Source organism: Bacteroidales bacterium (assembly GCA_031275285.1).
Lineage (GTDB): Bacteria > Bacteroidota > Bacteroidia > Bacteroidales > UBA4181 > JAIRLS01.
This window is the reverse complement of record JAISOY010000012.1, coordinates 1-18003: the sequence shown is the minus strand read 5'-3', so window position 1 is coordinate 18003 and position 18003 is coordinate 1. Positions and strand designations below refer to the sequence as shown.

The following is an 18003-nucleotide window of genomic DNA, read 5'->3' as shown; positions in this document are numbered from 1 at the left end:
GTTTGTTGTTCAACCTTTGGGGAGCTAACCCTTATATGGAATTGCCGTTTTATTATCACTTCCTGATGGGTGGTTTTGCTTTCGGGGCGGTGTTTATGGCTACCGATCCGGTCACGGGTTCGCATACTAATACAGGAAAATGGATCTATGGATTTTTGATCGGGTTTATGGCCGTGCTTATCCGGGTGCTTAATCCGGCATATCCTGAAGGAATGATGCTGGCCATCCTGTTGATGAATACTTTCGCTCCTTTGATCGACCACTATGTGGTAGAAGCCAATATCAAGAGAAGGTTGAAACGAGTAAGTGTAAAAGCATAATATTTATACGAAAATGAAAAATTTCAGTAATTTATACATTTTCCTGTTCTCATCGGCACTGGTACTGATTGTTGCTGCGGCGCTTTCATTTACTGCGCTCACTCTGAAGCCTTTGCAGGATAAAAATGTGGAAATAGAACGTCAGCGCAACATTCTCTCTGCTTTACAGGTAGAATCGACCGCCGAAGATGCAGAAGCCAAATACAACAAATACATCAAGCAAAGTGTTGTGATCAAATCCAACGGTTCTATTGTTGAAGGAGAAATAGCCAAGGATATTGATTTGAAAAAACAAAACCAGAAACCTGTGGACGAGCGGTTGTTGCCCATATATATAGCTGAAAAAGATGGGAAATCGTACATCGTAATTCCTGTAAGAGGAACCGGACTATGGGGACCTATCTGGGGCAATGTAGCATTGGATAATGATATGAGCACCATCTACGGGGTTAATTTTGACCATAGTGGAGAAACACCAGGATTAGGGGCAGAAATCAATACTTCAGGATTCCAGCAGCAATTTGTCAATAAGCAGATTTTTGACTCTTCCAGTAAATTCGTATCGGTAAAAGTGGAAAAACCGGGAACATACACACCCGATAATCATACGGTAGATGCCATATCTGGCGGAACCATTACCAGTAAAGGATTGCAGGACATGTTAAAAAACAGTCTTGAACCATATCAAACCTATTTTTCACAACATAAATCGAACTAAAGATGAGTGTTTTTTCATCAAAGAAATTAAAACCGTTGTTAGAGCCCATCTGGAAAGATAATCCGGTGACCATACAGGTATTGGGTATTTGTTCGGCATTAGCGGTAACCGTCAAGTTAGAGCCTGCTTTGGTCATGGCTATATCTGTAACTGCTGTTACAGGATGTTCGAACTTTGTTATCTCACTTTTACGTAATTATATCCCCAATAGTATTCGTATCATTGTACAACTGGTGGTGATTGCGGCATTGGTAATTATTGTCGACCAGATACTGAAAGCCTATGCCTACGAAGTAAGTAAACAGCTATCAGTATTTGTGGGTTTGATCATCACCAACTGTATCCTTATGGGACGTCTCGAGGCCTTTGCCATGGCAAACAAACCTATTCCTTCTTTGTTAGATGGTATAGGAAACGGTGCCGGGTACGGACTGATATTGGTTATAGTCGCTTTTTTCCGTGAATTGTTTGGTTCGGGAGCTTTGTTGGGATACCAGATCATTCCCGAGGCTGTTTATAATTTCGGTTACCGTGATAATGGCCTGATGATCCTTCCACCTATGGCCCTGATTATAGTAGGGGTGATTATCTGGATACAACGCGCCTATACAAAAGAAGAAGTAAAATAATTGACTTAGCATATTATTAGAAATGGAAAATCTGTTTAGCATATTTATCAAGTCGATTTTTGTCGATAACATGATTTTTGCATACTTTCTGGGTATGTGTTCTTACCTGGCGGTATCCAAAACTGTAAAGACATCAATGGGCTTAGGTCTGGCGGTAACATTTGTGTTATTGATCACTGTACCGGTCAATTATCTGCTCGAAAATTACGTGTTAAAAGCCGGAGCGCTCAGTTGGCTTAACCCATCGATGGCAGATGTCGACCTTAGCTTTCTGAGTTTTATCATGTTTATCGCAGTTATTGCATCCATTGTTCAATTAGTGGAAATGGTGGTGGAAAAATTTTCTCCTTCCCTGTACTCATCATTAGGAATTTTCCTTCCCCTGATTGCGGTAAACTGCGCCATTATGGGAGCTTCTCTTTTCATGCAGGAACGCGAATATTCCAATATCGGCGAAGCAACTTCTTTTGCTTTAGGTTCCGGTATCGGCTGGTGGTTGGCTATTATCGGCCTGGCAGCGATCCGGGAAAAGACCAGTTATTCGCAGATTCCGAAACCCCTTCGTGGACTGGGCATTACTTTCATCATCACAGGATTGATGGGGATTGCTTTTATGAGCTTTTTAGGGATTAAGATATAATTGATTGAAAATCAATAGAAAATAATAACAATATAATATTTATCAGACAATGATTTTGTTAGCCTCACAATTGACCACCATAGGTATCAGTATGGCATTATTTCTTATTGTGATATTGTTCTTGGTAACGATTTTGCTGTTTGCCAAGAAAAAATTACTGCCCCAGGGTAATGTTACCATTGATATTAATGGAGAAGAAAAAATAGAGGCATCTCCGGGTTCATCTTTGTTGGCCACCTTGTCAGGACAGAAAATATTTTTGCCGTCAGCATGTGGCGGAGGCGGAACCTGTGGAATGTGTAAATGCCAGGTAACAGAAGGTGGTGGGAGCATTTTACCTACAGAAGTCGGGTTTTTTACCCGCAAACAGATACAACAGGATTGGCGTTTGGGATGTCAGGTAAAAGTACGTAGCGATATGAAAATACAGGTTCCTGAAGAAGTCTTGGGGATCAAGAAATGGGAATGTGAAGTCGTATCGAATCGTAATGTGGCTTCTTTCATCAAGGAATTTGTGGTAAAACTGCCTGAAGGAGAAACCCTGAACTTTAAGTCGGGTGGATATATCCAGATTGATGTACCTAAATATAGTATGGAATTTAAGAATATCGATGTGGAAGATCGTTTCCGTCCCGAATGGGATAAATTTAAACTGTGGGATCTTAAAATGAACAATACGGAAGAAACCTACCGTGCTTATTCCATGGCCAACCATCCTGCAGAAGGGAACATCGTGATGCTGAACATCCGTATTGCCACTCCTCCCTGGGATAGGGCTAAAAACAACTGGGCAAATGTGCCTCCGGGCATCTGCTCGTCATATATTTTCTCCCTGAAACCGGGTGATAAGGTGATGGTTTCCGGACCTTACGGGGAATTCTTCATCAAGGATACCAAACGTGAAATGTTGTATATCGGTGGTGGCGCAGGTATGGCTCCTCTGCGTTCGCATCTGTTCCACCTGTTCCATACCTTGAAAACAACTGACAGGAAAGTATCGTACTGGTATGGTGCCCGTTCGAAAGGTGAGATTTTCTATGAAGAAGATTTCCGTGCCATTGAAAAGAAATTCCCGAATTTCACATTCAATATCGCCTTGAGCGAACCCCGCCCGGAAGATAATTGGACAGGTTATACAGGCTTTATCCATCAGGTAATTTATGACAATTACCTGAGCAGGCATGAGGCTCCCGAAGATATCGAATACTACATGTGCGGCCCCGGACCTATGGCTGCGGCAGTAATCAAAATGCTTGACGATCTTGGTGTACCGAAGGAAATGTTGGCATTTGATGATTTTGGTTAATTAAAATAGCAGGTTTTTAAGAGAATTGAAAAGCTATCGGAACTCCCGGTGGCTTTTTTTATTGATTGAGAAGGACAGGCTTTCTCTGACATATTTCCCGGGTTTTGGGTATCTGAATTAATTTTTTTATTTTTGTTTTGATTGGGAGGTGTCATTTTGTAATTAAATAGTATTGGATATGAAGACAATTATTCAACTTTTTGAAGAAAGCGTAGCTAAATACAACGATCATCCTTTCTTATGGGAAAAGAAAACCGGACAATTCGAACCTTTTACTTACCAGCAAACCAAAGAACAGGTACAAAGGTTAGCCGCCGGGTTATTAGTACTCGGGTTAAAAACAGACGATAAAATCGCATTACTTTCCGAAGGAAGAAATGACTGGATTATCGGGGAATTAGCCATCCTGCATACAGGAGCGGTAAATGTTCCATTGTCCATAAAGCTGGAAGAACGGAATGATTTGATATTTAGAATTCAGCATTCCGAATCAAAATACATTATGGTTTCCGGAAACCAGTTACCTAAAATACGTGCTATTGCAGGTGAACTCTCTTTGGTTGAAAAGATTATTGTACTTGATGAACAGCAGGTCTACCAGGGAAATGAAATATCTGCGGAGGAACTGTATCAAATGGGGGATAAAAAATTAGCAGCTGACCCTGGATATGTTAATACGGTCAGTTCCGGGATCAAAGGAAGTGATTTCGCCAATATCAGTTATACATCGGGCACTACCGCAGATCCCAAAGGAATTATACTCACACACAGAAATTATACGGCCAATGTGGAACAGGCCATGTCACTGATCTCTATTCCTCCGTCTTATAAGACGTTGATTATCCTTCCATTGGATCATTGTTTTGCACATGTGGCCGGTTTCTATACATTCATGGCTTATGGGGCAAGTGTTGCCACCGTCAAAACCGGTAAAACACCTATGGAAACACTTAAAAATATCCCTATCAACATCAGGGAAACAAAGCCCCATGTATTGCTGAGCGTTCCATCCCTGGCGAAAAATTTCAGGAAAAATATAGAGGCAGGTGTTAAAGCCAAAGGAAAACTGATGTGGAAATTATTCAATCATGCGCTGAATATATCCTATTCATATAATAAAGAAGGATACAACAAAGGTGGATGGACACAATTCTGGAAGAAACCGTTGATCGTACTATATGATAAAATATTGTTCTCGAAGATCCGTCAGGTTTTTGGTGGGAATCTTGCCTTTTTCATTGGCGGAGGTGCCTTGCTGGATATACAGATGCAACGGTTTTATTATGCCTTAGGAGTTCCTATGTTTCAGGGATATGGATTATCAGAGGCCACTCCGGTTATTTCTTCCAACTCACTTGAAAAGCATAAGTTGGGTTCTTCCGGCGCACTGGTAAAACCGATGGATTTGAAGATTTGTGATTCGGAAGGAAAAGAACTCCCATTGGGAGAAAAAGGGGAAATTGTTATTCGTGGTGAAAACGTGATGGCCGGATATTGGAAAAACCCTGCGGCAACAGCTGAGACCATTCGTGACGGATGGCTTTATACCGGTGATATGGGATATATGGATAAGGATGGATTTTTATATGTTACAGGACGCTTCAAAAGCCTTTTGATCAGCAGCGATGGGGAGAAATATAGTCCGGAAGGGATTGAAGAAGAAATAGCGACCAATTCCCGTTACATCGACCAGATGATGTTGTACAACAACCAGGATCCCTACACCGTTGCTTTGGTCGTACCCAATAAAGAGGCCCTGAAAGAATATGTGAAGTCACATGATTTGGACTGGAACACAACAGAAGGGAAAGAAAAAGCATTGAACCTGATTCAGGAAGAAGTGAATCAGTATAAAAAAGGCGGTACATATTCTGATAAATTTCCCGATCGTTGGCTACCGGCAGCTATCGGTATACTGCCTGAGGCATTCACCGAACAGAACCAGTTAATGAATAGTACCATGAAAATAGTCAGGGGAAAAATAGCAGAACGGTATGTTAAGCGGATCGAATACCTTTATACGCCAGATGGGAAAAATATCATAAATGAAGAGAATCTAAGTTCATTGTAACCGGACATGGATCATAAAGAACGGATTGATCTCTGTAAAACCTGCCGAAACGGCGAGCCAGATAAAAAAGAAGGTATTGTCTGTTTCCTGACCGGTAACATCCCTGATTTTGAAGAACATTGTCCGGCTTATATTCAGAGTCATGAAATCATTGATCCTGAAGAAGAAATAATTGATATTGCCCGGAGAAGAACATTACGTGTATTTTACACATTAATCGGTATCTCCTTCATAACAGTTCTTTTTTTACGACCTTATCCATTAGGCGGTTTTCTAAAAGGTTTTATGGCGGACATGATCAGGATAATGTTGGAAATAATCTTCTATTACCTGATTTTTAAAGGCAAAGAATGGGCAAAGTTATTGATGACAGTGTTATGGGGTCTTTGTGTTGCAGCCTGTTTGGTATTGATGATCTTCTATGCACCACTATTACAGGCAGGAGGAGTTATTCCAATGATACTGATATATACGGTAATATATGCCTTTGCCATATATTATTGTAATTATAACAAAAGCTTCCTGTCCTTTTTTCGTTCACAGAAGAATAAATTTAATCACCCAAAATAATGATCATTATCAACGAAGAATTATTGAATGATGTTACCCGGAAAGCAAAACTATCTCCCCGGAAACGGATGAACTATAACTTCCACCCGCAGCTGGATGATCCGTTGCAAAGAATGTTGAATTGTCTGGAACCGGAAACTTATATCCGGCCTCATAAACATGAAAATCCGGATAAGTGCGAAGCATTTATTGTATTACGGGGAAAAGTACTGGTACTGGAATTTGACGATCATGGTCGAGTAACTTCCCATACCGTACTGGAAGCGAGGAAGGGTACCTATGGTGCTGAAATAGCGCCCCGCATCTTTCATTGTATCATCCCACTGGAAGAAGGAACAGTCGTATATGAAGTAAAGGATGGTCCGTATTCTCCCCTGAATGATAAGAATTTTGCAGAATGGGCACCTGAAGAAGGGACGGAAGGATGTAAGGAATACCAGGAAAACCTGATCAGAAAATACGGGAAAAATTAACCTGTTGTTTATTAGTTGATTTATTCATATCTGTTCGTTTCAATGATTTTTGTTTTTATGGTTCTGTTCTTGGCTGGAAGAATATTATTTTATACTTGAACAATCAAACTTATCCTGTTACTTTTGTGTGATCACCAGAATCAGGATTATTATTTTTATGGATAAAATAAATCGTACCGTTTATCTGGCTTCCAGTAATATTATCAGTTCATTGGGTTATACCACTGCAGATAATATGGATCAGTTATTTCAGGAGCATACCGGTATTCATATGGTTCGGAATGGGTATATTCCTGACGGACAAATCCCATTATCTCTGGTAAATGATGTTGTTCTGGAAGAGTTGTCCGCTTCTTTTTTGATACCTGATACCTATACCCGCTTGGAGAAAATGATATTGGTATCCGTTACGGATGCTTTGAAAGAGTCGGATCTGAATATTTCCGGTAGCCGGTGTGTGTTTGTGGTATCAACCACTAAGGGAAATGTTGATTTGTTGCCTGATATGACGGACAATTCCCAAACCATGTTGTGGTGTCTGGGTGAACGTATCCGGAGTTATTTTGGGAATCCCAATCATGCTGTTGTCATATCTAATGCCTGTATTTCCGGAGTTCTGGCAATTGAAGCAGCAGCACGTATGTTGCGCACAGGATTGTATGATCATGCGGTAGTCACAGGCGGGGATGTTGCATCACCATTCGTTATATCCGGGTTTAACTCCTTTCGTGCATTGAGTGACCAGGCATGCAAACCTTATGATAAAGAACGGAAAGGATTGACTTTAGGAGAGGGGTGTGCAACCATGATTTTGAGTACATATTCCGGAGAAGATCGGGCAGTTTGTATCTGTGGGGGTAGTATGTCTACCGATGCCGTTCATATTTCGGCTCCGGACAGAACCGGTGCCGGACTTGCTTCAGCAATTGAAAACACATTATACCGGCTGGGAATAAATCATTCGGATATAGATGCCGTTTGTGCGCATGGAACAGCAACTGTTTATAATGATGATATGGAAGCCCATGCTTTCGATCGTACCCGGCTTTCCGGGAAACCGGTGTACAGCCTGAAAGGCTACTGGGGGCATACATTAGGGGCCGCAGGTATCATGGAATGCATAGCGGCTGCCTGTTCTTTAAAAAAGCAAACTTTATTCCGGACACTTGGATTTGATACCCCCGGGACAGTGCTTCCATTAAACGTAACCCAAATAACACAAAAAGCGAATCTGCGTTATGTCTTGAAGACCGCATCCGGATTTGGCGGATGTAATGCGGCATTGGTCATGAAATCAGGATAAATTAGGGCTGGGCCAGCTTGGATAGATCCTTCAGCGTGATTTTCCCTTCATAAATAGCCTTTCCGGTAATAACAGCCGGAATGCCGGCCTCCTGTAATGCATAAATATCATCCATGCAACTGACTCCACCACTGGCGACCAGATATAATCCGGGAAATTGTTCCAGCAAATTAGTATACAATTCGATAGCAGGCCCTTGCATCATTCCGTCACGTCCAATGTCCGTACAGATGACCTGACTGATCCCTTTCTCCTGATAATTCCCGATAAACGAAGAGAGTTCCAGTGATACTGTTTCCGTCCACCCGCTTACTGCGATCTTTCCATCTTTAGCATCAGCACCCAGGATGATCTTTTCCGGTCCGTACAAATGGATCCATTGCATAAAGATTTCAGGATTTTTTACGGCAATACTTCCTCCCGTGATCATGGAAGCTCCATTTTCAAAAGCTATCCGTAAATCATCATTGGTTTTTAATCCTCCGCCAAAGTCTATGGTCAATGATGTCCGGGAAGCTATTTGATACAATACTTTGTGGTTGACAATATGCTGTGCTTTGGCTCCATCGAGGTCCACGAGATGCAATCGCTGTATACCGGCTTCTTCGAAACGCCGGGCAACTTCCAGCGGGTCTTCGTTATAAATGGTTTTCTTCGTGTAATCGCCCTGTGTCAGCCGGACGCATTTTCCATCAATCAGATCTATAGCAGGAATAATATCAATCATATGCATTTTAACAAGTGTATTTCAAAATGCAAAATTAATCAAAATTGTTCCTGTTGGGATAATTGCGGTTAAACTCTCTTCCCATATTCGTCCGCTTTTCCGAAGATTATTCCAGGTAATCCTTTAATATCCTTGCCCGTTTCGGTGTTCTTAACCTGGACAATGCCCTGTCTTTAAGCCTTCTTACAAGTGCGGCACTGATATCCATCGTATGGGCGATATCATCCACTCCATGCTGATGATAGCCGTTTAACCCGAAGAACATGCGGATGACCATTGCTTCACGTTGGGGAAGGGAATTTAAAGCCCTGTTGACTTCATCACAAAGGGATTCCAGTTCCAGTTCATTATCCGGGCTCGCACTGTCCGTATCAGTCATCAGATCGCACATACTGGTAGCTTCATCCTGAGCCACCGGGGCATCAAGAGATAATGCATGACCTGACATGGACATCAATGACTTTACTTCTTCCGGTTGCTGGTCTGCTGCTGATGAAATCTCAGAGATCGTTGGTTCCCGTTCATATTCCTGTTCCAGGGCCATAGCCACCTTCTGTAATTTTTTCAGACTTGTAATCTGGTGGGATGGTAGTCTGATGGTTCTTGATTGTTCAGCCAGAGCCTGGATGATTGATTGCCTGATCCACCATACGGCATACGATATAAAACGAAAACCTCTGGTTTCGTCAAATCGTTGAGCCGCCTTGATTAAGCCTACATTTCCTTCATTGATTAAATCGGGAAGGCTCAATCCAAGGTTTTGGTATTGTTTGGATACCGATACGACAAACCGTAGATTTGCTTGGACTATTTTTTTCAGTGCTTCCATGTCTCCAGCCCTTACACGCTGTGAAAGAGCCACTTCTTCTTCAACAGATATTAATTGAAGTTTTGAAATATCTGATAAGTATTTATCTAGTGACAATTCCGAACGTGAAGTGATCTGTTGGGAAATTTTTAATTGTCTCATTTTTTTAAAGTATCTATTTCAAATGAAAAAACGGTTACTTATCTATATTAACTTATACGTATGATTTTGAAAAAAGTTTTAATTAATCAATTTTATACCAACCGATAAAGTTTTGGGTAAGAGAAAAATACGCGCTTTGCCTTTGTTTATGCGGGTATGGAGAATTAGTGAAACCGGTTATTTGAAAAAATAAATACTGTTATATTATGATGTCACTTCAATGGATGGCAAACGAAACAAAAGCAGGATAGTTACGTATACCCTTAAATCAAAAAAGGGGAACTTCCAATGAAAACCAATTACCATACCCATACTTTTTTTTGTGATGGGAAAGCTTCAGCAGTAAACTATATTGAAGAAGCAATCGGGAAAAATTTTTCTATTCTGGGTTTTTCTGCTCATGCACCGGTTCTTTTTCCCACTTCCTGGACTTTACCATTGTCATCTGTAAAAGATTATCATGCTGAGATTCAGCATCTCAAAGAAAACTATATGGATCATCTGGAAATATACTGTGGCCTTGAAGCCGACTTCTTTCCGGATAAGATGGAACAGACACGTGAGCTATATTCCGGTTATTCATGGGACTATATCATCGGATCCATACATTTTATCGGGACTTATGCAGACGGTACCGGTTGGTGTATTGATGGTCCACATGATGAATTCCTTACGGGGTGGAAAGAGATTGCCGGAAACGATCCGTTGCTTCCTATCCGCTGGTATTTCGAAAACACGAGGAATATGGTACGTACCATGAAACCGGATATTATTGGACACATGGATAAAATAAAAATACAATATCGACCGGGTTGTATGATCCCGGAAACCCACCCTTATTTTAAAGAGCAGGTGATGAATACATTGGAAGAGATCGCAGCTTCGGATTGTGTGGTAGAGATCAATACCCGTGGTATGCAAAAAGGCAATACCAATGACTTTTATCCCGGAAAGTGGGTCATTAAGGAAATGTATCAAATGAATATTCCGGTCACCATCAGTTCGGATGCTCATGCGGCCGGGATGCTTGATTATGGTTTTGACCAGGCAGTAGCAACCTTAAAGGAAACAGGATACCGCACAGTGCGGATATTTAAAAATAAACAATGGACAGATATTCCGTTGTTATAATAATCAATTTCTTAAAAAAAGCACTCAGTGCTTTTTTTGTTTTCTAAAATCGCATTGATCAAATTGATTACGGTTATAAAATATGTCATTATTTTATTAGTATTACTTAAATATATTTAATTATGATCTACGGAATCACACTTATTTTACTGGGCCTTTTGGCCGTTCCTTCATTGTTATTATCGAAAAGGCCAGACGCAAAGGAGTTATTTGATAAGGTCGCTCCTTACCAGGGTTGGATAGGGTTAGTATTTGCCATTTTCGGATTATGGGGAATCATTGATTGTATAATCAATATAGGATTGCTTTCAAAAATTCCTGTTTATTGGTTGACCTGGTTATTGGTAGCTGCAGTAGAGGCTTCCCTGGGCTTTATACTCGGTTATGGAATGATCAGCAAATATGTATTGTCGAAGAACCCGACAGCTGCAGAAAAGGGGGAACAATTATTAAAAAAGCTCGTTCCTTTACAGGGAAATCTGGGTATTATCGCAATAATATTAGGAATTTGGCAGATCATTGCATCCCTCCTTTGGGTGGTTGCATGATCTTGCTTCAGGAATAATCAAAGAAAGCTATCCGGTTCCGGATAGCTTTCTTTGATTATTCGGCATACACAGAAATCCCGAATTCTTTTTGCTAAGGCAGAACTAATTACCCAACACTTTAAAAATTTGTATGGTTTTTGATTAACAATCAAAAAAATAGTTAATTTTGTAGTTGAAATTACTAGCCCATTAATAAATAGGAGGGAAGATGTGATCTTGATCAAGAAATAGTACATACAAAGAATGCCGGGACATTTGCCCGGTGAATACTTATTTCTTATCAATATTTTCAGTTGTCTATCGGCAACATCTCCCTTATGAATCCAAAAATACATTTTTAGTTTTTATCGTATCGGCTTTTATCTTGTATGAAGATTAAAAAGCGGTAGAGTTTGTTTTATCGGAGTTTTCAACCTTCAAAAAGAAAAATGATGAGTATCATAGTCCAAAATATCACCTATCTACATCCTGATAGGGAAAACCTATTTCATAATATTAGTTTTACTGTACAGGAGCGGGATAAAATTGCCTTGATCGGAAATAACGGATCAGGAAAATCCACACTTTTAAAAATCATTGCCGGAATCCTGACACCTGCCCAGGGAACTGTAAAAGTCTCTTCTGAACCCTATTATATACCTCAGCATTTCGGACAGTTTGATGAGATGACGGTTGCAGAAGCTTTACGTGTTGATAAAAAACTGGAGGCTTTCTATCATATCCTGGATGGCAATGTGTCTGATGAGTCTCTCTCTGTACTGAATGATGATTGGAGTATCGAAGAAAGATGTTACGCGGCCCTTTCCGAATGGGGGCTTAAGGATATCTCATTCACACAAAAAATGAAAGATCTGAGCGGCGGTGAAAAAACTAAAGTTTTTCTTTCCGGAACCAATATTCATCAGCCGGAAATAATATTACTCGATGAACCGACCAATCATTTGGATACCAGCAGCAGGGATAGTTTATATCGTTGGATGGAATCTACTCCCTGTACCATGATGGTGGTCAGCCATGACCGTACATTACTGAACCTTCTGCATCCCATTTATGAACTGGAAAAGGAAGAGATCGTGATATACGGGGGAAATTATGAATTTTATAAAGCACGTAAAGAAGAACAACTGAATGCTTTATTGAATCAGGTGAATGAAAAAGAAAAGCAACTCAGGCTGGCTAAAAAGACGGCAAGAGAAGCACTTGAACGTAAGGAAAAACAAAATGTCAGGGGACAGAAAAGAAAGGAAAAAGAGAATGCCCTGCCTGCGTTAATGGATAAGCTAAAGGGGAAAGCCGAGAAAAGTACGGCAAAATTAAAAGGCATCCATACTCATAAGATAGAAGGGATCGGCGATGAATTGAAGCAAGTACAGCAGAAGCTTCCATCAAACAGGATCATGAAAATGGATTTTGAGGATGCTTCACTTCATTCCGGAAAGATTTTAGTCACAGCCCAGGACATCAATTTTGCTTATGGACCACATCCATTGTGGCATGAAGCGCTTAATTTTCAGATCAAAAGCGGAGAACGCATCCATATAGAAGGAAAAAACGGATCGGGAAAAACCACTTTGATCAAAATCATTTTGGGTGAACTTCAGCCAACATCGGGAACATTGAAGCGATCAAAATTCAATGCTGTGTATATTGATCAGGATTATTCGCTGGTACAAAATCATCTGACCGTTTATGAACAGGGACAATTGTATAACCGGGATGCATTACCGGAACATGAGGTAAAAACCCGGTTAAACAGGTATCTGTTCAATAAGGATTTTTGGAATAAACCGTGTAATGTGTTGAGCGGGGGAGAGAAAATGCGGTTGGTTTTGTGCTGCCTGATGATCAGCAATCATGCACCTGATCTCTTTATATTGGACGAGCCGACCAATAATCTGGATATTCAGAACATTGAGATATTAAGATCTGCTATCAATGAATATTCGGGTACGGTATTGGTAGTTTCCCATGATAAATACTTTTTAGAGGAAATAGGTGTGGACAGGAATATTCAACTGAACTGAGCCATATGGTTAAGTATAGCAAAAGTCCTGTTTTAACATGCTTCCTATAACAAGGGAATTGGAGCAGGACTTTTCCTTAACTGGTTACATGGACGTCTCTATTAACCGGCAAAATAAAGATAATGGCTTCAGATTCAGTGGTCAACTCAGCAAACAAACATCCAGGATCACATTTTCGTTTTGATCTTCTGTAAACCGTTCGGGTACATAACGTTCAAAAAAGAACGAACCCGGGTGAATGGTAAAACCTTTATCCGTTAGTGCTTTGGCGCATTTGTCTTGTTCAAGGTAAATATCATTTTTTTGACTATTACCCCTGAACCAGCATACGCCCAATTCTCCGGCAGGCAGGTCAATACTGCTGAACCCTTCCGGGACCTGTGCATCTTCGGGAGCCACCAGCCCAATCCGGTAATCAATATCATTGCCGTTATCAGTCATCCGCATACATGCATAAGTGGTTCCATCCGAAGCCATATCCGGATTGGCTTTCAGGATGGTGTCAAAATATCCTTTTTCCATCCATTCTGTCCATTTTGCACCAAACGTTAGTTTTTCATCCCGGTCTTTTGATGAGTAACTGATTCCGATAAACTGTTGTGCAGGAACTTTTTCTATATATGTTTTGATGACTTCTGCCATAATTTGAGTTTTTTAGGATTGTTTATCTGCTAAAGGTAGAAAAAATCGGAACATCTCCGGTTTAAAAATGAAGCCTGAGAAGTGACGAAAAGTAGAAACCATACTTACATAAAATTACATATAACCTGAGGGAGTAAATGTCTCTGACTGATAGTCTATTGTGTTTGACATGCGTTTATCTGATCAGATATTTGTAATAAATCATGATTTAATATATCATATTTCAGGAAAACACAATATCTTTGCATACCATACAGTATGGTATGCAAAGATATCGATACAAAATGAAAAAGTTAGAAAAGGCCGCATGGCTTGAAGAAGGCCTGAAAGTATTAGCGAATGATGGTTTCCAAAAGGTAACCATTGATAACCTTTGTTTTCTTTTACAAATCACTAAAGGATCATTTTACCATCACTTCAGGAATATTGATGGATATATCGAAGCTTTGATGAAATATTGGCTGGAAAAGAACACTGTTAATCTCATCAGGGCTACCGATATGATGGTTAAGATAGATGAAAAATTTATCAGGCTGAATGACCTTGCATCATCAGTTTCACAGAAAGCAGAACAGGTAATCCGTGCATGGAGTTTTTCAAATGAAATAGTACGGCGATATATGCAAGATGTTGATAATATGCGCTTGGATTACCTGATCAGTTTAAATAAGCAAATAGGAATGGGAGCAAAAGAAGCAGAGAATTATGCTACACTTGAATATGGTACAATGATCGGCGTACAACAATTAAAACCCAATATTTCACAAGAGGATTTTAAAAATCTGTATTTTGTTTTTCGCGATAATAAACTTCAAAAACTTCGTGACAGAAATAATCAAAAATAGAATATCGGAAAACTATGCTAAAACTTGGTGGATATATAAATATTTTCATTGCTGTCGGACATATTGTCGGACTATTATGTGCTGGGAAAATGTTTGAAATAACCGGTATTGGGACAGAAATGGCCCGTCTTGCTCAGCTTCATTCAGCATTACCTTATTTATTGACAATCTTTGTTGCAATGATCTTTGGTGTTTTTGGCTTGTATGGGCTTTCAGCGGACAACATAATCAGAAAACTACCATTATTAAAACCTGCGGTTTTTATAATTGCAGGAATTTATTTGTTCCGGGGAGTTGGCGGACTTATTTTCCAGCAAACAGGCTCTATATTAGAGACAATTTATTCGTTGATCGCAGTGCTTATCGGACTTCTGTTTCTGCTCGGCGGATTAAAAAAATGGAAAACAAATGAAACGATTTGAATAAACAACCACCGCTAATATCAATTTGGTGGCAGTGTCGCAATGAATAATACTAAAAAAAGATAAGATGAAATAGCCATGAACATTACCGTTCATCCACCGTAATGATTATCTATGGCGTATTATCGATATATTAAACGAATTAAATGGAATCGATGAGCTAAAGGTTCCATGTGACCATTGAAAATCAAATTTTATTCACATGAAAACAATAATTTTTTTAGGCGGACTTTATAACATGGCCTTTGCTTTTTTTCATTCCGGATTCTGGAAGCTATGGAAGTGGGACAGTGAATTGAATAAATTAACCATTGTAAATAGTGGAATCATGCAAATCTTAAACATTCAAATCATTTACTACTTTATTCTTACAGCTGTGATTTGTTTTGTTTTTCCGACCGAGCTCAGATCGACGAAATTAGGGAAATGGTTTTTGATAGGCACATCAGGTTTTTGGTTTATCCGGACCATACAACAATTTATTTTTTTAAGAATAGATAGTCCGGTCCTATATGTATTGACCGTTATCTTTTTACTCGGGACCATTTTATTTTTGATACCGGCATTTAATAAAAGATTGAATTAAAGGCGATTTAAAAATAGCACTTGATAGGCTACTCCTTTATCAAATGCTGATTGAAAGTTCAATTTGTCGATTTTGACGTATCGGGTTTGTTATCAATAAGATAGGTGTAGGTTGTTCCATTTGTATGATTGAAATGGAAAGGAAATAACATTTATCTTTGTATAGGAATAGAAGAACTAAATCAGAAAATATGGTAGAAGGCAAAATCATTTCACGGCTTAAAACACTTGGTATACCTGAACTTGAAAAGGTGGACCATTTTGAAGAATTAAACGGCGATTATATAAATCTGGAAAGTGTTTTGCCTAATGGGAAAACAGGCAAAATTCTGGATGATAATAAAAGGTATCTGGCTGTTCAGGTTGAAATTTCAAATAACGAAAAGTGTTATGGCGTCGCTGCTGACGAAACCATGATCGCTGTTTTCTGTTATGGTTGCGGCGGCAGGGATAGCGAGCTGATCGCATGGGTGAGATTATCCGATTGATAGAAAATATTTCTTTGTTAATCGACAGAACAGAAAATAAAGATGGAAGAATCATTGGTAGATAAAGACTATTTATTACAGAAGTTTGAAGGAAAGGGAGGATGGACTTATGCTGAGATACCCGAAATACCTATGTCCAGGGCACCTTTCGGAATGTTGAAGGTAAAGGGCAGGATAGATAGTCATGAATTTTCTAATGTCCGCCTGATGCCCCTTGGAAATAGCCATTTATTCTTAGCTGTCAGTTCGCCACTAAGGAAAAAAATAAATAAACAGGCCGGTGATACTGTGCACATTATTATTTATGAGGACAATACACCTACTGAAATTCCGGAAGAATTGATCTTATGCATGAAGTATGAAGATGGCGTTTCTGAGAAATTTGAAACATATGGTGACGGAGAGAAAAAAGCTTTTATCGATTGGATCTATTCGGCAAAAACGGAGCAAACGAAAGTCGACCGGATTGCCAGAATGATGATCATGATACAGAATGGCGAAAACTTTCAGGGTAAGAAAAGGCAATAGTTTAAATTATAATTTTCCTACATGAATGATCTTTTTATTCCACTCTTTTTTCGTTATGGTCCGTAACAGAAAAGCTGCACAATCCATATAAGACAAAGGTTTAAAAGGGGATATCCGTGCTTTGTAACCAGCTCTATAATCTCCATCCCCTTGCGTTTTACTCAGTCCTGCCGGCCTTACAATCACCCAGTCAAGCCCACTGTTTTGCAGCGTCTTTTCAGCAATGATCTTATCCCTGTAAATCCGATAATAAAACAGCCGTATGATCTTTATAAGAAAGCGGTTAATAAGGGAAAGCTCTTTGCCGTCACTTTGAAGAATGCCGCTCATCATCACCAGCTTCCTCACATCTGCTTTGGCACAGGCTGCCGTGATATTTGCTGTTCCTTCAGACATGAGTGTAACCGGATTCCGGCCACCGGTAGGTCCAAAACAACTGATCACAGCATCGACTCCTTTAAAGGCGGCAACAAGCGATGTGGCATCCATCACATTCCCTTCGACGGCCGTCAGGCGTTCTGCCGGATGTATTTTCCGGGGATTTCTTGCAACGGCAACAACTTCATATCCTTTACTCAAAGCAAGTTCTGTAACAGCACCTCCAGTGAGGCCTGTTGCACCTACAACTGCTATTTTCATACCTTAGATTATTTCCTTAGTTAAGAGATTGTTTATATTCCCGGGGACTGAGGCTGGTTTTCTTACGGAATATCTTACTGAACGATTGAGGATGCTCAAATCCCAGGTGATAAGCTATTTCTGCAACAGACAGGTTCCCTGTAGTCAGGTATTCTTTTGCCTTTTCAATCAGTTTTTCATGGATATGCTGCTGGGCATTCAGTCCGGTGAGGTTACGCAGCAGGTCGCTGAGATAGCCGGGTGTGACATTCAGTTGATCAGCCAGAAATTGTACCGTAGGCAATCCTTCCTCCAATCCTTTTTCCTTATCGAAATAGTTATTCAGGAGGTGTTCCATACGGGTAAGGATATCGTTATTTACAGCCTTACGCGTGATAAACTGACGATGGTAAAACCGTTCACTGTAATTGAGCAACAGTTCCAG

Annotated in this window: 22 protein-coding genes; 17 read left to right on the top strand and 5 right to left on the bottom strand. The window is 40.0% G+C overall.

Annotated features, from left to right (window positions below):
• From LBQ60_01395 to LBQ60_01355, 9 genes are all read left to right on the top strand, one after another.
• A partial coding sequence (locus LBQ60_01395) for an RnfABCDGE type electron transport complex subunit D (protein ID MDR2036557.1) occupies positions 1-320 on the top strand: 320 nt, incomplete at its 5' end.
• Positions 321-333: 13 nt separating this feature from the next.
• Positions 334-1038 (top strand): NADH:ubiquinone reductase (Na(+)-transporting) subunit C, encoded by a 705-nt coding sequence (gene nqrC / locus LBQ60_01390; protein MDR2036556.1) that lies wholly within the window; start codon positions 334-336, stop codon positions 1036-1038.
• A 2-nt stretch (positions 1039-1040) separates the two neighbouring features.
• On the top strand, positions 1041-1667 hold the full coding sequence (locus LBQ60_01385; GenBank protein MDR2036555.1) for an NADH:ubiquinone reductase (Na(+)-transporting) subunit D: 627 nt from the start codon (positions 1041-1043) through the stop codon (positions 1665-1667).
• A gap of 22 nt (positions 1668-1689) precedes the next feature.
• Positions 1690-2307, top strand: a complete 618-nt coding sequence (gene nqrE, locus LBQ60_01380) for an NADH:ubiquinone reductase (Na(+)-transporting) subunit E (GenBank protein ID MDR2036554.1) — start codon at positions 1690-1692, stop codon at positions 2305-2307.
• A 49-nt stretch (positions 2308-2356) separates the two neighbouring features.
• On the top strand, positions 2357-3613 hold the full coding sequence (nqrF, locus tag LBQ60_01375) for an NADH:ubiquinone reductase (Na(+)-transporting) subunit F (protein ID MDR2036553.1): 1257 nt from the start codon (positions 2357-2359) through the stop codon (positions 3611-3613).
• A 178-nt stretch (positions 3614-3791) separates the two neighbouring features.
• Positions 3792-5684 (top strand): AMP-binding protein, encoded by a 1893-nt coding sequence (locus LBQ60_01370; GenBank protein ID MDR2036552.1) that lies wholly within the window; start codon positions 3792-3794, stop codon positions 5682-5684.
• A 6-nt stretch (positions 5685-5690) separates the two neighbouring features.
• The gene (locus tag LBQ60_01365; protein MDR2036551.1) at positions 5691-6254 is read left to right on the top strand and encodes a hypothetical protein; all 564 of its coding nucleotides are present in this window, start codon (positions 5691-5693) and stop codon (positions 6252-6254) included.
• Positions 6254-6727, top strand: a complete 474-nt coding sequence (locus LBQ60_01360) for a WbuC family cupin fold metalloprotein (GenBank protein MDR2036550.1) — start codon at positions 6254-6256, stop codon at positions 6725-6727. Before LBQ60_01365 ends, LBQ60_01360 begins: the two co-directional genes overlap by 1 nt.
• Positions 6728-6884: 157 nt before the next feature.
• On the top strand, positions 6885-8030 hold the full coding sequence (locus LBQ60_01355; protein MDR2036549.1) for a hypothetical protein: 1146 nt from the start codon (positions 6885-6887) through the stop codon (positions 8028-8030).
• A gap of 1 nt (position 8031) precedes the next feature.
• Here LBQ60_01355 and hisA read toward each other — a convergent pair whose 3' ends face one another.
• Together hisA and LBQ60_01345 are read right to left on the bottom strand one after the other, a co-directional pair.
• Positions 8032-8757, bottom strand: coding sequence for a 1-(5-phosphoribosyl)-5-[(5-phosphoribosylamino)methylideneamino]imidazole-4-carboxamide isomerase (gene hisA, locus LBQ60_01350; protein ID MDR2036548.1), 726 nt, complete (start codon positions 8755-8757; stop codon positions 8032-8034).
• A 106-nt stretch (positions 8758-8863) separates the two neighbouring features.
• A complete protein-coding gene (locus LBQ60_01345) occupies positions 8864-9727 on the bottom strand; it encodes an RNA polymerase sigma factor RpoD/SigA (GenBank protein MDR2036547.1) in 864 nt (287 codons plus the stop codon).
• Positions 9728-10015: 288 nt separating this feature from the next.
• Here LBQ60_01345 and LBQ60_01340 point away from each other — a divergent pair, with 288 nt between their 5' ends.
• The 3 genes from LBQ60_01340 to LBQ60_01330 all read left to right on the top strand — a co-directional run bounded on the left by LBQ60_01340 (position 10016) and on the right by LBQ60_01330 (position 13430).
• Complete coding sequence (locus LBQ60_01340) at positions 10016-10858, top strand: histidinol-phosphatase (protein MDR2036546.1); 843 nt, start codon at positions 10016-10018, stop codon at positions 10856-10858.
• 122 nt (positions 10859-10980) lie between these two features.
• Entirely contained in the window at positions 10981-11406 is a 426-nt protein-coding gene (locus tag LBQ60_01335) for a hypothetical protein (protein MDR2036545.1), read from the top strand.
• Positions 11407-11837: 431 nt separating this feature from the next.
• Positions 11838-13430 carry an ATP-binding cassette domain-containing protein gene (locus LBQ60_01330; GenBank protein MDR2036544.1) on the top strand — a complete coding sequence of 531 codons (1593 nt, stop codon included), beginning with the start codon at positions 11838-11840 and terminating at the stop codon, positions 13428-13430.
• 141 nt (positions 13431-13571) lie between these two features.
• Here the strand turns inward: LBQ60_01330 and LBQ60_01325 are convergent, their stop codons facing one another.
• Entirely contained in the window at positions 13572-14072 is a 501-nt protein-coding gene (locus LBQ60_01325) for a GyrI-like domain-containing protein (protein MDR2036543.1), read from the bottom strand.
• Positions 14073-14356: 284 nt separating this feature from the next.
• Here LBQ60_01325 and LBQ60_01320 point away from each other — a divergent pair, with 284 nt between their 5' ends.
• From LBQ60_01320 to LBQ60_01300, 5 genes are all read left to right on the top strand, one after another.
• Positions 14357-14917, top strand: a complete 561-nt coding sequence (locus LBQ60_01320) for a TetR/AcrR family transcriptional regulator (protein ID MDR2036542.1) — start codon at positions 14357-14359, stop codon at positions 14915-14917.
• An 89-nt stretch (positions 14918-15006) separates the two neighbouring features.
• Complete coding sequence (locus LBQ60_01315; GenBank protein ID MDR2036541.1) at positions 15007-15339, top strand: hypothetical protein; 333 nt, start codon at positions 15007-15009, stop codon at positions 15337-15339.
• A gap of 202 nt (positions 15340-15541) precedes the next feature.
• Positions 15542-15925, top strand: a complete 384-nt coding sequence (locus tag LBQ60_01310; protein MDR2036540.1) for a hypothetical protein — start codon at positions 15542-15544, stop codon at positions 15923-15925.
• A 190-nt stretch (positions 15926-16115) separates the two neighbouring features.
• Entirely contained in the window at positions 16116-16412 is a 297-nt protein-coding gene (locus LBQ60_01305; GenBank protein MDR2036539.1) for a hypothetical protein, read from the top strand.
• Between the two features lie 42 nt (positions 16413-16454).
• Positions 16455-16940 (top strand): YdeI/OmpD-associated family protein, encoded by a 486-nt coding sequence (locus LBQ60_01300; GenBank protein MDR2036538.1) that lies wholly within the window; start codon positions 16455-16457, stop codon positions 16938-16940.
• 6 nt (positions 16941-16946) lie between these two features.
• Here LBQ60_01300 and LBQ60_01295 read toward each other — a convergent pair whose 3' ends face one another.
• Both LBQ60_01295 and LBQ60_01290 read right to left on the bottom strand, forming a co-directional pair.
• Positions 16947-17579, bottom strand: coding sequence for an NAD(P)H-binding protein (locus tag LBQ60_01295; GenBank protein MDR2036537.1), 633 nt, complete (start codon positions 17577-17579; stop codon positions 16947-16949).
• Positions 17580-17595: 16 nt separating this feature from the next.
• Positions 17596-18003, bottom strand: a 408-nt coding sequence (locus LBQ60_01290; protein ID MDR2036536.1) for a helix-turn-helix transcriptional regulator, incomplete at its 5' end; no start/stop codon positions are given.

Coding starts and splice junctions, on each gene's coding strand:
- LBQ60_01385 (MDR2036555.1), top strand. CDS start 1,041: ATGAGTGTTTTTTCATCAAAGAAATTAAAACCGTTGTTAGAGCCCATC.
- LBQ60_01355 (MDR2036549.1), top strand. CDS start 6,885: ATGGATAAAATAAATCGTACCGTTTATCTGGCTTCCAGTAATATTATC.
- LBQ60_01305 (MDR2036539.1), top strand. CDS start 16,116: ATGGTAGAAGGCAAAATCATTTCACGGCTTAAAACACTTGGTATACCT.
- LBQ60_01300 (MDR2036538.1), top strand. CDS start 16,455: ATGGAAGAATCATTGGTAGATAAAGACTATTTATTACAGAAGTTTGAA.
- LBQ60_01340 (MDR2036546.1), top strand. CDS start 10,016: ATGAAAACCAATTACCATACCCATACTTTTTTTTGTGATGGGAAAGCT.
- LBQ60_01365 (MDR2036551.1), top strand. CDS start 5,691: ATGGATCATAAAGAACGGATTGATCTCTGTAAAACCTGCCGAAACGGC.
- nqrF (MDR2036553.1), top strand. CDS start 2,357: ATGATTTTGTTAGCCTCACAATTGACCACCATAGGTATCAGTATGGCA.
- LBQ60_01335 (MDR2036545.1), top strand. CDS start 10,981: ATGATCTACGGAATCACACTTATTTTACTGGGCCTTTTGGCCGTTCCT.
- LBQ60_01315 (MDR2036541.1), top strand. CDS start 15,007: ATGTTTGAAATAACCGGTATTGGGACAGAAATGGCCCGTCTTGCTCAG.
- LBQ60_01325 (MDR2036543.1), bottom strand. CDS start 14,072: ATGGCAGAAGTCATCAAAACATATATAGAAAAAGTTCCTGCACAACAG.
- nqrC (MDR2036556.1), top strand. CDS start 334: ATGAAAAATTTCAGTAATTTATACATTTTCCTGTTCTCATCGGCACTG.
- nqrE (MDR2036554.1), top strand. CDS start 1,690: ATGGAAAATCTGTTTAGCATATTTATCAAGTCGATTTTTGTCGATAAC.
- LBQ60_01345 (MDR2036547.1), bottom strand. CDS start 9,727: ATGAGACAATTAAAAATTTCCCAACAGATCACTTCACGTTCGGAATTG.
- hisA (MDR2036548.1), bottom strand. CDS start 8,757: ATGATTGATATTATTCCTGCTATAGATCTGATTGATGGAAAATGCGTC.
- LBQ60_01360 (MDR2036550.1), top strand. CDS start 6,254: ATGATCATTATCAACGAAGAATTATTGAATGATGTTACCCGGAAAGCA.
- LBQ60_01330 (MDR2036544.1), top strand. CDS start 11,838: ATGAGTATCATAGTCCAAAATATCACCTATCTACATCCTGATAGGGAA.
- LBQ60_01310 (MDR2036540.1), top strand. CDS start 15,542: ATGAAAACAATAATTTTTTTAGGCGGACTTTATAACATGGCCTTTGCT.
- LBQ60_01320 (MDR2036542.1), top strand. CDS start 14,357: ATGAAAAAGTTAGAAAAGGCCGCATGGCTTGAAGAAGGCCTGAAAGTA.
- LBQ60_01370 (MDR2036552.1), top strand. CDS start 3,792: ATGAAGACAATTATTCAACTTTTTGAAGAAAGCGTAGCTAAATACAAC.
- LBQ60_01295 (MDR2036537.1), bottom strand. CDS start 17,579: ATGAAAATAGCAGTTGTAGGTGCAACAGGCCTCACTGGAGGTGCTGTT.